Below are 16,178 nucleotides of genomic sequence, written 5' to 3' on the forward strand. Positions count from 1 at the left end.
TAAAAGGAAATGAAAAGTAAATTACTACTTCTTTTATTTATGGTCTTTACAATTACAAGTTGTGACGATCTTATAGAACCTGCCATAGAGAATAATAGAGGCCTGGAAGATATGTATGCTGAGGCCGAATATGCTCAGGGTATTTTGCTTAATGCTTACACCAGGCTACCAAATAATGGTTATTCTTTTAGTGAGGTTGCAACAGATGATGCCGTTAGTAACGTAAACAATAATCCATACCGCGAAATTGCTACCGGACAGTGGACAGCTCAAAATAATCCTTTTGACCAGTGGCAAAATGCAAGGGCGGCTATTCAGTATATCAATATATTCCTTGCCGAGGCAGATAAAGTTACCTGGTCTGAAGATGAAGAAGTTAGCTCCTTGTTTAACGATAGGCTCAAAGGTGAAGCTTACGGTCTTAGGGCGTTATATATGTATTATCTCTTACGTCAACATTCCGGATGGGCCAATGGTGAACTTTTAGGAGTTCCAATCTTACTGGAACCTGAAGGAACCGGGGCTGATTTTAATCAACCCAGGGCAACTTTCGAAGCGTGTATGCAACAATTATATGCAGATGTGGAACAGGCCGAAGCATTACTTCCTTTAGATTATGAAACACTTTCCAGTTTACCAGAAGGTTATTCAGATTTAGGAGATTATAACAGGGTTTTTGGAGAATACGCCAAACAAAGAATGACGGGTAGAATTGCCAAAACCGTAAGAGCACAAGCGGCTTTACTTGCTGCCAGTCCTGCTTATGCCGATGGAAATACTACTACCTGGGCCGATGTAGCCAACTATTCCGGTGAGGTACTGGCAGAAAATGGTGGCGCAAGTGGTATTGCAGCAGATGGCCATACCTGGTACAAAAATGATGCTCAAATAAGTGGAATTGGAGGAGGTAATAATCCGCCCGAAATTATATGGAGAACCGATGTGGTAGAAACCAATGATTTAGAACAGCAACATTTTCCACCAACTTTATTTGGGGACGGGCAGCTAAATCCTACTCAAAACCTGGTGAGTTCATTTCCTATGGCCAATGGTTATCCAATTTCCGATCCTGCTAGTGGGTTTGATCCCGCTAATCCTTATGAAAACAGGGATCCAAGGTTAGATCATTACGTTGTTGTAAATCAAAGTACCGCGGGACCCGGTAATTCAACTATTGTAACCGCTGCTGATGGAAATACAAATGATGCTTTAAATGCTGTAGAAACTTCTACCAGAACAGGTTATTATTTAAAGAAATTACTTAGACAGGATGTGAATTTAGATCCTGTTACCAGCAACACTCAACAACATTATACCGCCAGGATGAGGTATACAGAATTATACCTTATTTATGCCGAAGCTGCCAACGAGGCCTGGGGCCCACAAGGAACAGGAACTTTTGGATTTTCGGCCTATGATATTATTACAGGATTGCGGGAACGCGCTGGAATAACTCAGCCCGATACATATTTAGAGTCAATTGGCTCAGACCAAAATGTAATGCGGGAATTAATAAGAAATGAACGCAGGTTGGAACTAAGTTTTGAAGGATTCAGGTTTTGGGATATACGCCGCTGGGGCGATGATTTAACAGTTCCGGCAAGAGGAGTAAGTATTCTTGATGGGAATCATCAAACAATAACTGTTGAAGATAGGGTGTATGATGAATATATGCGATATGGCCCTATCCCTTTTAGCGAGGTTTTAAAGTATGATGCAATTATCCAGAACCAGGGTTGGTAGTTAGTTTAATTATAAAGAACAGAAAATGAAAAATAAAATATATTTAATCGCTTTAATTATTCTTTCGGGCTTGACGTCTTGTGAGAATGATAAATGGGAATTTGACGACTATGAATACCAAACTGTATATTTTGCTTACCAATACCCGGTAAGGACAATTACACTTGGGGAAGATATTTTTGACACTTCACTGGATAATGAAGGTAAAGCCAAAATAATGGCCACTACGGGGGGGACCTACGATAACGATCAGGACGTTTTTATAGATTTTGAAGTAAATAATTCTTTAACAGAAGGGCTTGTATTTGATGATAGCGGTCAACCTGTGCAGGCAATGCCAGAGAACTATTATACGCTTGAATCTAATGAAATTATGATTCCGCAAGGTGAACTTACCGGCGGAGTTGAGTTTCAATTAAGCGATGCGTTTTTTGCTGATAGCCTGGCGATTGGAAGAAACTATGTGATTCCACTTCAAATGACCAACGTTGTTAGCGCAGATTCCATTCTTAGGGGAATACCACAGGTTACAAATCCACGTAGACCGGTTGCAGAAGATTGGGATGTTTTGCCTAAAGATTTCATTCTTTATGCAGTGAAATATGTAAATCCGTGGCACGGTAATTATTTACGTCGTGGGGTAGATGAAATTGAAGGAACTACCGGTAACGAGAATCTTGACGATACTGTAATAAGAGAAGAAGAGTATGTGGTAGACGATCAGGTAGTAGCACTAACAACACGCTCTTTAGATGAGGTTGAGTTAGATTTAGTTTTTCAAAACAGCGAAGGTTATGCTGTAAACTGCACCTTAATTTTAAGCTTTGACGAATCGGGAAGCTTTACAGTAAGAGCTGCATCTAATGAATATACTGCCAGCGGTAGCGGGCAGTTTGTAAAAGATGGGGAACAAAACAGTTGGGGAGGAAAAGATCGTGATGCCCTTTACCTGGATTATGAGGTTAATCTTGATGAAATTAATGTGAGTACAACAGATACGCTTGTACTTAGAGATCGTGGGGTACGTATGGAAACATTTTCTCCTGTATTAGAATAAAATTAAAAAATAAATCGATTATGAAATATTTAAATCGTTTTCTTGTATGTAGTGGCTTATTGGCTTCGGTATTTTCTTGTGCCGATCCAGATCCATTAGCATTTGAAGTAGAAAAACCTGAAGGCCTGGAGGCTCAGGAAGAAATTAATTCATATGCACCTCTTAAAAGTTATATAGACAGTACTTCAAATGCAAATTTCACTTTAGGTGGAGCTGTTTCTATTTCAGATTATATCAATAAGGGAGTAATGTATAGGCTTATTAATAAAAATTTTGATGAGCTTACTGTAGGATATGGGATGAAACATGGAGCAATTGTTCAGAACAATGGATCTATGAACTTTGCCCAGGTAAATGAACTTATAGCAGCGGCAGAGCAGGCAGGAACCTCAATATACGGTCACACCCTCACCTGGCACGCTAATCAAAATGCCTCTTACTTAAATGGCTTACTTGAGCCACTTGTAATTGAATCTCCTTCTTTTCCTAATGATTTGGACAAAACAGGGTTAATTGACAGTACTTTTTCTGGGTTCTCTTCAAATCCTGAAAACGCTATAACAATTGCTGAAAATGAAGGAATGGGTGAAGGCACCAATGCAATAAAATTAACGGCACCGTCTACTGCTGCCGAACCTGGAGATCTGCAGTTTTCTACCCCGGAAATCCCGGTAGTAGAAGGTCACGAATACGAAGTTATTTTTTATATAAAGTCAGATGTACCGGGTGAAGGTCGTATTTCATTTGAAGGTTTAAATGAAAATACCCCGCTTATAGATTACACAGGGGTAGGTGCTTCTGTAGAAACTTTTCAAACCGATTTTTCGTGGAAAGAGGTAAGATTCCGGGTAAGTGATTTCTCGGGAGATTCGTTCAGTTTAAATTTCGATTTAGGCTACCAACCCGGCGTAACTTATTCTATAGATATTGATAATTTTTATGTGTATGATACCCAGGGGGATCCAATAGTAAGTAACCTTGTTGAAAATGGTGATTTTGAAAGTGGTACCGGCTGGGGAGGCTGGGGAAATAATTCTGAAAGAGGAGTTACCGAAGATGGACTTGGATTTGGAAACGAAGGCAAAGCATTTTATGTAACCAACCCTTCTGTAACAGGTGGTTTCTGGGAAGTTCAAACTGTTTATGAATTTCCGGAACCTTTAGATAATGGCGAAACGTACACCCTTAGTTTTTGGGTAAAAGGTAATGCCGAAGGAATTATTAGACCAGAGTTGCAGAGCCCCGATTATAGTTCTGATAGTTATGGGCAGGTAAGTGTAACCCAGGAATGGACGCGTGTTGAGGTTGCAACCACGGCTACTGCCGACGATCGTGGCCGACTTATATTTAGTTATGGGGAATTTGCAGGCACGGTATATATAGATAATGTTAATCTTTCCAGTGCTTCTGGGGGCGGTGGCTCTACTACCATTCTTGAAAGAGAACCAGCAGTAAAACAAGCCATTATTGAAGAAGAATTAGAACGTTGGATTTCAGGTATGCTAAATACAGCTTCTTATGTAGATGCCTGGGATGTGGTTAACGAACCTATGGATGATGGAAATCCATACGAATTAAAAAGCGGTGAGAACGATGCTGATATTACTAATGACGAATTTTACTGGCAGGATTACCTGGGCAAAGATTACGCAGTTAAAGCCTTTAAACTGGCCAGGCAGTATGGTGACCCCGAAGATCTCCTCTTTATAAATGACTATAACCTTGAGTATAACCTAGACAAGACCAGGGGACTCATTGAATATGTAGAATACATAGAAAGCCAGGGTGCTTCTGTAGATGGTATTGGGACTCAAATGCATATAGGTATAGATTCCGATAGAAATAATATTGCTGAAATGTTTCAACTTCTTGCTGAAACCGGTAAACTCATAAAAGTTTCAGAACTGGATGTAAGAACAAATGTTTCTGAGCCTACCGATGAAGTTTTACAGCAACAGGCCGATATGTACAGTTATGTTGTTGAAGCTTACAAAGAACATGTACCCCGGGCTCAAAGATATGGTATAACCGTATGGGGAATATCTGATAGTGCTGAGGATGCAACCTGGTTACCGGGAGAATTTCAAGGCTTATGGGATGAAAATTTAAATAGAAAACCGGCTTATAAGAGTTTTGCCGAAGCTTTGGAAGCATTATAAACCCTTTATAATAAATGAATATAACCAGTAAATGATTGCGTTGCTATCCGTTTAAATTTTAATTGTGTGTGATTTTTACTGAATAGTTCTCCTAACTCAAAAAGTCTGGATACCGGTTGGATTAGCAACGCTTACCCGGTATGAATTAGCCTTTTTTGGATGTTAGGAGAACTTTTTTATAAAAATAATTGTAAATTATAATCAACCTTTTTCCTGGGTTTTTAATATTAACTGTTATGCTAAACAGAAAAAATATCTCTATTTTTATATTACTTTTAAGTGTGTTTTTTACATTTTACAGCTGTAATTCTAATAAAAGTTCAGTTCAAAATAGCGATGTATCTAAAACAAGCTTAAAAGAAGCATTTCAAGATAATTTCTATATAGGTACTACGCTTAACGCCTGGCAAATTAGGGGTAGGCAGCCTGAAGAAATAAAGGTTGCAAAAGAAAACTTTAATTCTATCGTTGCCGAAAATATAATGAAGAGTGCCCGCATTCAGCCCAGGGAGGGAGAATTTGATTTTTCAATAGCCGATGAGTTTGTAAAGTTTGGCGAAGAGAACAATATGCACATTCACGGGCACACATTAATTTGGCATTCGCAGGCACCCGACTGGTTTTTTGTGGATAAAGAAGGGAATTCAGTTTCCAAAGAAGTACTTACTCAAAGAATGAAAGATCATATTCACAAGGTAGTAGGCCGGTATAAAGGCAGAATTCATTCCTGGGATGTGGTAAATGAGGCTATTGAAGACGATGGTAGTTATAGAAATAGCAAGTTCTATCAAATTTTAGGTGAAGATTTCATAAAACTGGCTTTTGAATTTGCTCACGAAGTAGATCCTGAAGCCGAGCTATATTATAATGATTATTCTATGTCCAATCCAGGAAAGCGAGCCGGTGTAGTTAGAATGGTAGAAAAGCTTCAAAAAGATGGTATTACTGTACACGGGATTGGAATGCAGGGACATATTGGCTTAAATCACCCCGACATTCAAGAATTTGAAAAAAGCCTGGAGGCCTACGGAAAGCTAGGAAAAGTGATGATTACTGAATTAGATTTAAGTGTTTTACCATCTCCCTGGGGCGATGCCGGCGCAGAAATTTCAGATAATTACGAATATGAAGATAAAATGAATCCTTTTCCCGATGGTTTGCCAGCCGATGTTGAGCAACAATTCACAAAAAGATATGTAGAATTTTTCGAGCTTTTCCTAAAACATCAGGATAAAATTGAAAGAGTTGCTCTTTGGGGCGTTAACGACGGGAATTCCTGGAAGAACAATTGGCCTGTTAGAGGCAGAACAGATTATCCGCTGTTATTCGATCGTGATAATAATGCAAAACCTGTAGTGAAGCAACTTATTGAATTGGCTTCAGCAAAATAACTCTGAAAAATTAAAATTTAGAAATGAAATATTTCCTTTTACTCATTTGCCTTATGGGCATTTTTCCCTTTGCTGTTGCACAGGAAGCGACTGTAAACAGTCCCGATGATGCCCTAAAATTAGAAGTATATCTCGAATCGGGAGAACCAACCTATTCAGTGTTCTATAATAATGAAGTGGTGCTGGAAAAATCCCGATTGGGATTAAAAACCAATATTTCAAATTATTCAGCAGGTTTAAGCTTTGAGGGAAGTAAGACTAATGCTATAGAAAAGAATTACGAATCGAAAAAACTTAAGAAATCAGAAAACAATTATAAGGCGCAGGAACTAACCACCACTTTTACCACTCAAAAAGGGCAAAAAATGGATGTAATTTTCCGGGTTAGTAATAATGACATCGCTTTTAGATACCACCTTCAAAAGTACAGCGATACCATAGCCCACGTAGTTACAAAAGAATTTACAGGCTTTAATTTTCCAAATACGGCAAAAAGTTTCTTGACACCTCAGTCTAAATCTATGGTAGGCTTTCAACGCACCAAACCAAGTTATGAAGAGGGCTATTATTTAGACCAGGATATTACCAAAACTTCCGCCAATAATTTGGGCTATACGTTTCCGGGATTATTTAAAACTGAAGGGCATTGGGTTTTGATTTCTGAAACGGGAGTTGACGGGACTTACTTGGGTGCTCATTTAAGTGATCCCGATGAAGAGGGGGAATATGCAATCGCTTTCCCAGACAGCACAGAAAATAATAGTTTTGGAAGTTCCGGTGCTGCAATCTCCCTTCCGTTTAGTACGCCCTGGCGAACAATTACCATTGGAGAAAGTTTAAAACCTATTGTAGAGACCACTATTCCTTTTGATGTGGTGGAGCCGCTTTACGAGGCTTCTCAGGATTATAAATTCGGGCGCGGTGTATGGAGCTGGATTATGTGGCAGGATGCAAGTATGAATTATGACGACCAGGTAACTTACATAGATTTCGCTGCTGAAATGGGTTATGAATACATCCTGATTGATGCGCTCTGGGACCAGAATATCGGGTACGACAGGATGGAAGAGCTAATTGATTACGCCAATAGCAAGAATGTTGATGTTTTCTTGTGGTACAACTCCAACGGAGTTGCTAACGACGCCCCGATGACTCCGCGGAATAAAATGCATAGGGCGATAAACCGCAAACAGGAAATGCAGTGGCTGCAGGAAGGCGGAGTGAAAGGTTTAAAAGTGGACTTTATGGGCGGCGATAAACAAGAGACCATTCAGCTTTATGAGGATATAATGTCCGATGCCAATGATTACGGATTAATGATGATCTTTCACGGGGCCACAATTCCAAGAGGTTGGGAGGTAATGTATCCTAATTTTATAAGTACTGAAGCGGTTCTCGCTTCCGAAAATCTAATGTTTAGTCAGTATGCAAACGACCAGGAAGCCAGAAGTGCTGCGATTCATCCTTTTATAAGGAATACTGTGGGAAGTATGGATTTTGGGGGTACTGTTCTAAACGAACGCTACAACCGAACCAATGACGGCGGAAACTTTAGAAGAACCTCTGATGCCTTTCAGCTGGCAACTGCAGTTTTATTCCAGACGCCGGTACAATTCTTTGCGTTAACACCTAATAACCTGGAAGACGCCCCAGATTTTACAATAGATTTTATGAAAAACGTACCCACAACCTGGGATGAAACAATTTTTATTGATGGATTTCCCGGAGAGTACAGCGTAATAGCAAGAAGGCACGGGGACCAATGGTATATCGCCGGGATCAATGCGTCAAAGGAGGCAAAAAAGGTGAGCTTTTCTCTTCCTGAACTGAAAGGAAATACATTCAGTATTATTAATAACTCTAAAAAGGGGAAAACTGAAAAGAAAGAAATTAAAAGAAAAAACGGAAGATTTGAAGTTACAATTCAATCTCAGGGCGGATTTGTGATTACAAATTAGCACAGGTTCCTCCTCCTGTAAAATACTTAAAATGAAACATTTATTTGTCATTATCGTTTTTTTTAGTTGCGTCAATCAATCGATGGCGCAGTTTTCTCAGCAGGAGCGGGACAGTATTTATCGTTTAAGTGCGCAGGATCATCAGTTAATGCTGAAGGAATTAGGTATAGAATCTTTGCGACCCGGACCTTCCGGAAATCCGAACGATCCTAATGCCGCAAATTCAGATGAATCTAAAGTTGTAGATTACAGCTTACCTGAACTTTTGGTTTTTAAAGATGGATCAACAGTCACTTCAGTTTCTGAATGGGAAAAACGCAGGCAGGAGATCAAAGAAGATTTTAATGCTGAAGTCTATGGAAGATTCCCCAAAAATATTCCTGCTGTAAACTGGAAAGTTATTTCCAGAAAAGATTCAGTTATTGGCAATTATCCGGTGCAGGTTGAGGAACTTTTAGGAGTAGTAGATAACTCTGCTTATCCCGAAATTGACGTTGAAATCGAGATGACCTTGACTCTACCAAAAAATACCAATAAAAAAGTGCCGGTGATCTTGAAATTCAACTGGAATTTTCCGGCGGGGTTTTTCCCTGAGCCCGACCAGGAAAATCCGTGGCAGGAACAATTACTAGCCCAAAATTGGGGCTATGCGAGTTTGATTCCGACAAGTTATCAAGCCGACAACGGCGCCGGACTCCGGGAAGGGATCATTGGTCTGGTAAATAAAGGCAAACTTCGAAAATTAGATGATTGGGGCGCTTTGAAAGCCTGGGCTTGGGGTGCCGGCCGTGCGCTTGATTATTTTGAAAAACATTCAAAGGTTGATTCGAAAAAGGTGGCTATAGAAGGGCTTTCCCGCTACGGAAAAGCTGCAATGGTCACTATGGCCTACGATGATAGATTTGCTGTGGGATTCATAGGTTCTGCCGGTGCAGGTGGTACTAAAATATTGAGAAGAAATTTCGGAGAACAGGTAGAGAATTTGGTCTCTACTTCCCAATATCACTGGTTTGCTCCGAATTTCATAAAATACGGAGGTCCTTTAGAAACAAAAGATCTTCCGGTAGATGCACATCATTTGATTGCGCTTGCAGCGCCACGTCCGGTTTTTATCAGCAGTGGAGATCCTAAAGTTGAAGGAAATTGGATAGACGCCAGGGGAATGTTTTTGGCTGGAGTTCAAGCGAGTCCTGCTTATGAAATCTATGATGAAAAAGCACTGTCACAAACTAAATTTCCTCAAGTTGGGGAGTTTTTATCTGAAGGTAAACTCGTTTTTAGAATACACGAAGGCGGTCATACCGTAGTCCCTAACTGGCCATATTTTATAGAATTTGCCAAACCCTATTTCAAATAAAAAATATGAAAAAGAGAAATCTCCTCATTATAATTTTAAGCCTGTTTTTAGGAAATTCAGTCGTTGCACAACAGCAGGCTCAAAATCCTATCATCCACGCCGATTTTCCCGATGCTTCCATAATTAGGGTCGATGACACCTATTATATGAGTAGCACCACGATGCATATGAATCCCGGAGTGCCGATTATGAAATCCACCGATTTGGTGAACTGGGAAATAGTAAATTACGCTTACAATATTTTGGGTGATACTGATGCTCTGAATCTGGAAAATGGAGAAAATGCCTACGGGAGAGGATCCTGGGCAAGCAGCCTTCGTTACCATAATGATACTTTTTACGTTTCCACTTTTTCGAGCACCACAGGGAAAACTTATATTTTCAAAACAAAAGATATTGAAAATGGTTCCTTTGAAGAGATTTCTTTTACCCCATCTCTGCACGACAATACTTTATTTTTTGATGACGATGGAAAAACTTATCTCATTTGGGGTGGAGGTAAACTGAATATAGTAGAGCTTAAAGAGGATCTTTCAGGAGTAAAGGAAGGTACCGAAAGCGTTTTAATTGAAAATGCTACCGAGCCTATAGGTTCTAATTTTATTCTTCCTGCGGAAGGATCTCAAATATTTAAGACTAACGGAAAGTATTACTTGTTCAACATCGCCTGGCCAAGAGACGGGATGAGAACGGTTATTATTCACCGGGCCGATAAAATTACCGGACCTTACGAAGGAAAACTCGCTTTTCAGGATAAAGGCGTGGCACAGGGTGGTTTAATTGATACGCCTGAAGGGAATTGGTTTGCTTATTTATTTCGGGATTATGGAGCAGTTGGGCGTATTCCGTATTTGGTGCCTGTAAAATGGGAAAACGGCTGGCCTGTTTTAGGTGAAAATGGCAAGGTGCCTGAAACTCTGGATCTTCCGGTAAATGAAAGCTTAATTCCGGGAATCGTAGCTTCAGATGATTTTAGTAGAAAGTCGGGCGACAGAGATTTGCCACTGGTTTGGCAGTGGAACCACAATCCGCAGCCCGATTTTTGGTCTGTCAAAGATCGTGCTGGCTATCTGAGATTGACTACAGATAGAGTAGATACTTCATTTTTAAATACCAGAAACACGCTAACTCAAAGAACCATTGGCCCAGAGAGTTCTGCGATTACAAAAATTGATCTTTCAGGAATGAAAGATGGAGATTATGCAGGGCTTGGTTTGCTTCAGAAGAATTTCGGATTTGTAGGCGCTAAGATGCTAAATAACAAGAAGCAAATTATAATGGTCAATGGGGTTTCAGAAGAACCCATTGAGGTTGAGAGCATCCCTTTGAATCAGGAAGAGCTTTATCTTAAAGCGGTTGGGGATTTTGAAGATAGGAAGGATACTGCCAAATTCTACTACAGCCTTGATGGTGAAAACTGGAAAGCAATAGGCAACCAGCTTAAAATGTCATATACGCTTCCGCATTTCATGGGGTACAGGTTTGCGCTGTTCAATTACGCAACAGAAGAAGCTGGCGGTTATGTGGATTTCGATTACTTCAAAATTTATGATCAAATTAATTAAAATGGAATATCATATTTTTTATTCAAAAATGCCGAAATTGATCTCTCAATACCTGTTTCTACTTTTCCTTTCGATAAATGCTTTTGGACAGAATCCGTTAATTATGGATCAATTTACTGCAGATCCTACGGCAAGGGTATTTAACGGAAGGCTATATGTATTTCCTTCCCACGATATCGTGCCGCCGGAAGGTGAAGGCCGTGCCGAATGGTTCAATATGGCCGATTACCACGTTTTTTCTTCGGAAAATCTTACTGAATGGACAGACCACGGAAAAATTCTGGATCAAAAAGATGTGCCCTGGGCCGATCCTGAAGCTTACAGTATGTGGGCGCCTGATGCGGTATCCAAAAATGGCAAATTTCACTTCTATTTTCCCACAAGAATTAAAGGCGCCGGAGACGGGGAAGGTGGTTTTTCCATCGGGGTGGCGATCGCCGATAAACCTGAAGGGCCTTATAAGCCGCAGCCAAACCACATTGAAGGTGTGGAAGGCATAGATCCCAATGTTTTTATTGATAAAGACGGGCAGGCTTATTTGTACTGGTCCCGTGGAAAAATTTATGGTGCAAAACTGAAGGATAATATGCTGGAGCTGGATTCAGAAATAAAGACCTTCGAGGAGATCCCTCAAAAAGGGCATATTGAAGGGCCTTTTGTTTTTGAAAGAAATGGCACTTATTATATGACTTATCCGCACGTGGCCAATAATACTGAAAGACTCGAATATGGGACTTCCGATAATCCGATGGGGCCTTTTACCCACCAGGGGGTTATTATGGACGAATCGGCTTCTGGTACCTGGACCAATCATCATTCCATCGTAAATTACAAAGATCAGTGGTACTTATTTTATCACGATAATGACCTTTCACCCGATTTTGATAAAAACCGTTCCATTCGCGCAGATAGTTTGTTCTTTGAAGAGAATGGAAACATCAAAAAAGTGATTCCAACTAAACGCGGAGTGGGAATTACCTCCAGTACTTCTAAAATTCAGATAGACCGCTATAGCGCGAAAAGCAACTATGGAGCTGCTTCGGTGTTTTTAGACCGGCTTGATCCTTTCCAGGGGTGGAAAGTGGTATTAAATAAACCTGATGCCTGGGTGAAATATAATCGGGTTGATTTTGGTAATGAAGTACCCAAAAATGTCAAAATCAGGGCAAGATCTTTAACGGGCGCCACTATTGCGCTGAAACTGGCCGGTGAGAACGATGAGGAGATTGCTGAAGTTACTATCCAAAAAGGTGGAAACTGGAATGTTTTTTCCGCTCCGGTAAAATCTGAAGCAACCGATGTTCAGGATCTTATAGTGCAACTGAAAAGTGGTGCCGGGGTTGAGGTAGACTGGGTTCAATTTGAAAAATAATAAGAATGAGAATTGGTAAGATTAAAATTTTAAAAAATAGGTTTTCCGGGTTCGGGTTTTCCGTAATTCTGGGAATATTGTTTTTGATCTCACCTTTTCAATCCTGGAGTCAGGAAGATTCCCAATTAAAACTCTGGTATGATAAGCCTGCTGAAAAATGGGTAGAGGCACTTCCCGTAGGAAACGGGCGATTGGGTGCAATGGTTTATGGAGATCCTCAAGAAGAGGTTATTCAGCTGAATGAAAATACGATCTGGGCAGGACAACCTAACCGGAATGATAATCCTGAAGCCAAAGAATATTTATCTGAAGTACGTGAACTTTTATTTCAAGGTAGGAGTGGAGAAGCCCAGAAACTGGTCAATGAACATTTTATAAGTAAAAAATCCCACGGAATGCCGTATCAAACCGTCGGGAACCTGAAATTGTCTTTTCCCAATCACGATAATTATACCGAATATTATCGGGAACTTAATTTGGAAAATGCGGTTACCACAACTCGCTATAAAGTTGATAAGGTTGGCTATGAAACCAAAGTCTTTGCTTCCCATCCCGATCAGGTAATTGTAGTACAAATCACGGCCGATAAACCCGGAGCTTTAAATTTCACAGCCACGATGGATCGTCCGGGGGGTGCCGAAGTTTCAGCTGAAAGTGGAGCATTAAAGCTACACGGAAAGACCAGCGATTTTGAGGGTATAGAAGGCAAGATTGAATTTCAGGCGATCACTAAAATTCAGACTGAAGCCGGAGAAATAATTTTAGCAAATGAGGCTCTTAAAATTCAGGATGCCAATAGTGCTACACTGTATATTTCCATCGCTTCTAATTTCAAAAATTACAAGGATCTAAGTATTGATGAAGAAGCAAAAGCAGAAGAATATCTTTCCGCAATAGAAAAAAAGAAATCAGAAGAGATCTACAAGGAACATCTGGAAGATTACCAAAATTACTTTAACAGGGTTTCTTTAGATTTAGGTGAAACGGAAGCTGCGAAGCTACCCACCAATGAGAGGATCATAAATTTCAAAACCGGAAATGATCCAGCCCTTGTTTCTCTTTATTTTCAGTTTGGACGCTATCTTTTAATTACCTCTTCCAGGCCTGGAACGCAACCCGCCAACCTGCAGGGAATCTGGAACGACCAATTAACCCCTGCCTGGGATAGTAAATACACGGTAAATATTAATACCGAAATGAATTACTGGCCGGCGGAGATCACGAATCTCACAGAATTTCACGAGCCATTGATCCAAATGGTAAAAGAACTTTCAGAAATCGGAAGAAAAACTGCCAAAGATATGTACGGCGCAGAAGGCTGGGTGATGCATCATAATACGGACATTTGGCGAATGACGGGCGCGATAGACGGTTCCTACTGGGGAATGTGGCCAATGGGCGGGGTTTGGCTATCTCAGCATTTATTTGATAAATACGATTTTTCAGGAGATAAGGAATTTTTGAGATCTGTGTATCCCATCGTAAAAGATGCTTCAAAATTCTACCTGGATTTTATGATCAGGGAACCTGAGAATAACTGGCTGGTAGTATCCCCCTCAATTTCCCCTGAACACGCACCAACCGCCCATCCGGAATCTTCTTTGACATACGGAACAACGATGGATAACCAACTGATTTTCGACCTGTTTTCAAAAACTGCAAAAGCAGGGGAAATACTTGGAGATGATGAAGAGTTTATAGCTGAATTAAATGAAAAACTTCAGCAATTGCCTCCTATGCAAATTGGAAGTTGGGGACAATTGCAGGAATGGATAAAAGATTGGGATGATCCTAATAGCGATCACAGGCACGTTTCTCATTTATACGGACTTTATCCGTCAAACCAAATTTCGCCATACCGGAATCCGGAATTATTTGAAGCTGCAAAAACTTCTTTAGTGGCCCGGGGAGATGAATCTACCGGTTGGTCTATGGGTTGGAAAGTAAACCTTTGGGCGAGATTGCTGGATGGCGATCACGCGCTTAAATTAATAAAAGACCAATTAACCCCTTCAATGCAGGAAGGGCATAGTGAAAAAGGAGGGACTTATCCCAATCTTTTTGATGCGCACCCTCCATTCCAAATCGATGGAAATTTTGGTTGTACCGCTGGCATTGCCGAAATGCTTTTACAAAGTCACGATGGCGCCATTCATATTCTGCCTGCATTACCTGAAGCCTGGGAAAAAGGAGAGATTACGGGTTTAAGAGCTCGTGGAGGTTTTGAAGTAGATTTGGAATGGGAGAATAATAAGCCGGACAATGTTATTATTAAATCTGAATTAGGTGGTGTTGTTAGGATTCGGTCATATACCCCCTTGGAAGGAGAAGGTTTGGAAGAAGCCAAAGGTGATAACCCAAATAAGTTTTACAGCCTTCCGGATATTAAACAACCGCTTGTTTCAGAAGAAGCCGAGTTAAAAGAAGTGAAAATTCAGAAAGTATATGAATACGATTTGAAAACTTCTGAAGGAGGGCAGTATGAATTGAAAATTAATAAATGACTATAACTGATAAACTATAAAATTATGAAACTCAGACTTAAAATGCTTGCATTATTTGGATTAGGAATAATGCTTTCGCCTCAGCTTTTAAAAGCTCAAAACCCCATTATCACAGATGTTTTTACGGCAGACCCCGCACCGCTGGTTTATGACGATACGGTTTATTTATATACCAGCCACGATACGGCTTCAGTATCTTCCACCAACTACGAAATGAAGGATTGGCTAGTTTTTTCTTCGACTGATATGAAAAATTGGAAAAATCACGGACCAAAACTCTCGCCAAAAGATTTCTCCTGGGCAACCGGGGATGCCTATGCGGCTGAGGTTGCAGAAAGAGACGGTAAATTTTATTTTTATGTATCCACCTTTCATAAAGATGATGACAGGAGCGATGGGGGTGCGGCAATAGGAGTAGCGGTTGCAGATTCACCCTTAGGGCCATTTAAGGATGCAAAAGGAGAAGCTTTAATCTATAATGAAATGACCACCGATAATCCTCACGGGTGGGATGATATTGATCCTTCGGTTTTTGTGGATGATGATGGCCAGGCCTATATGTACTGGGGTAATGGCAGTATGAAAATGGTCAAATTAAAAGATAATATGATTGAATTAGATGGGAAAATCCAATATTATAATCCAAAGAATTTTATAGAAGGTCCCTGGGTTTACAAAAGAAAAGGCCTGTATTATTTAGTATATGCGAGCAAGGGGGAAGAACGAGAAAGAGTTGAATACGCTACCTCTGATAGTCCGGAAGGACCCTGGGAATACCGTGGAATACTCGCAGACAGCGCTCCCAATAGTTTTACCATTCATCCCGGTATTATCGAGTACAAAGGAAAAGATTATTTCTTTTACCATAATGGTGTATTACCAACCGGGGGAAGTTATCGACGTTCAATTACCGTAGATTATATGTACTACAATGAAGATGGCACCATTCAGAAAGTAGAACAAACCGAAGAAGGGGTAGAAGCTGTAGAATAGTTTTTATAATCACATTAACGGGTTAGGTTCCCTGGAATTTTTTGACTGGATAAATTACTTTTTAGATCTCCGGAAAATA

10 protein-coding genes are annotated in these 16,178 nt (G+C 40.3%); all 10 read left to right on the top strand.

The window, feature by feature from the left end; all coding sequences use genetic code 11:
- Positions 1-9 precede the first annotated feature (9 nt).
- The 10 genes from B5488_RS14025 to B5488_RS14070 all read left to right on the top strand — a co-directional run bounded on the left by B5488_RS14025 (position 10) and on the right by B5488_RS14070 (position 16,099).
- Complete coding sequence (locus tag B5488_RS14025) at positions 10-1,743, top strand: RagB/SusD family nutrient uptake outer membrane protein (RefSeq protein ID WP_079735838.1); 1,734 nt, start codon at positions 10-12, stop codon at positions 1,741-1,743.
- A 25-nt stretch (positions 1,744-1,768) separates the two neighbouring features.
- Positions 1,769-2,800, top strand: coding sequence for a DUF5627 domain-containing protein (locus B5488_RS14030; RefSeq protein ID WP_079735839.1), 1,032 nt, complete (start codon positions 1,769-1,771; stop codon positions 2,798-2,800).
- 20 nt (positions 2,801-2,820) lie between these two features.
- Positions 2,821-4,959: an endo-1,4-beta-xylanase gene (locus tag B5488_RS14035; protein WP_079735840.1), complete on the top strand. Its 2,139-nt coding sequence runs from the start codon at positions 2,821-2,823 to the stop codon at positions 4,957-4,959.
- 236 nt (positions 4,960-5,195) lie between these two features.
- A complete protein-coding gene (locus B5488_RS14040) occupies positions 5,196-6,350 on the top strand; it encodes an endo-1,4-beta-xylanase (RefSeq protein ID WP_079735841.1) in 1,155 nt (384 codons plus the stop codon).
- Between the two features lie 23 nt (positions 6,351-6,373).
- Complete coding sequence (locus B5488_RS14045; RefSeq protein ID WP_079735842.1) at positions 6,374-8,308, top strand: glycoside hydrolase family 97 protein; 1,935 nt, start codon at positions 6,374-6,376, stop codon at positions 8,306-8,308.
- 31 nt (positions 8,309-8,339) lie between these two features.
- On the top strand, positions 8,340-9,665 hold the full coding sequence (locus tag B5488_RS14050) for a glucuronyl esterase domain-containing protein (protein ID WP_079735843.1): 1,326 nt from the start codon (positions 8,340-8,342) through the stop codon (positions 9,663-9,665).
- 5 nt (positions 9,666-9,670) lie between these two features.
- Positions 9,671-11,230, top strand: a complete 1,560-nt coding sequence (locus B5488_RS14055; RefSeq protein ID WP_079735844.1) for a glycoside hydrolase family 43 protein — start codon at positions 9,671-9,673, stop codon at positions 11,228-11,230.
- A gap of 1 nt (position 11,231) precedes the next feature.
- Positions 11,232-12,602 carry a family 43 glycosylhydrolase gene (locus B5488_RS14060; RefSeq protein WP_197686263.1) on the top strand — a complete coding sequence of 457 codons (1,371 nt, stop codon included), beginning with the start codon at positions 11,232-11,234 and terminating at the stop codon, positions 12,600-12,602.
- Between the two features lie 5 nt (positions 12,603-12,607).
- Complete coding sequence (locus tag B5488_RS14065; protein WP_079735845.1) at positions 12,608-15,106, top strand: glycoside hydrolase family 95 protein; 2,499 nt, start codon at positions 12,608-12,610, stop codon at positions 15,104-15,106.
- A 24-nt stretch (positions 15,107-15,130) separates the two neighbouring features.
- Complete coding sequence (locus B5488_RS14070; protein ID WP_079735846.1) at positions 15,131-16,099, top strand: glycoside hydrolase family 43 protein; 969 nt, start codon at positions 15,131-15,133, stop codon at positions 16,097-16,099.
- Positions 16,100-16,178 lie beyond the last annotated feature (79 nt).

It is taken from the genome of Salegentibacter salegens, assembly GCF_900142975.1.
GTDB classification, from domain to species: Bacteria; Bacteroidota; Bacteroidia; order Flavobacteriales; family Flavobacteriaceae; genus Salegentibacter; species Salegentibacter salegens.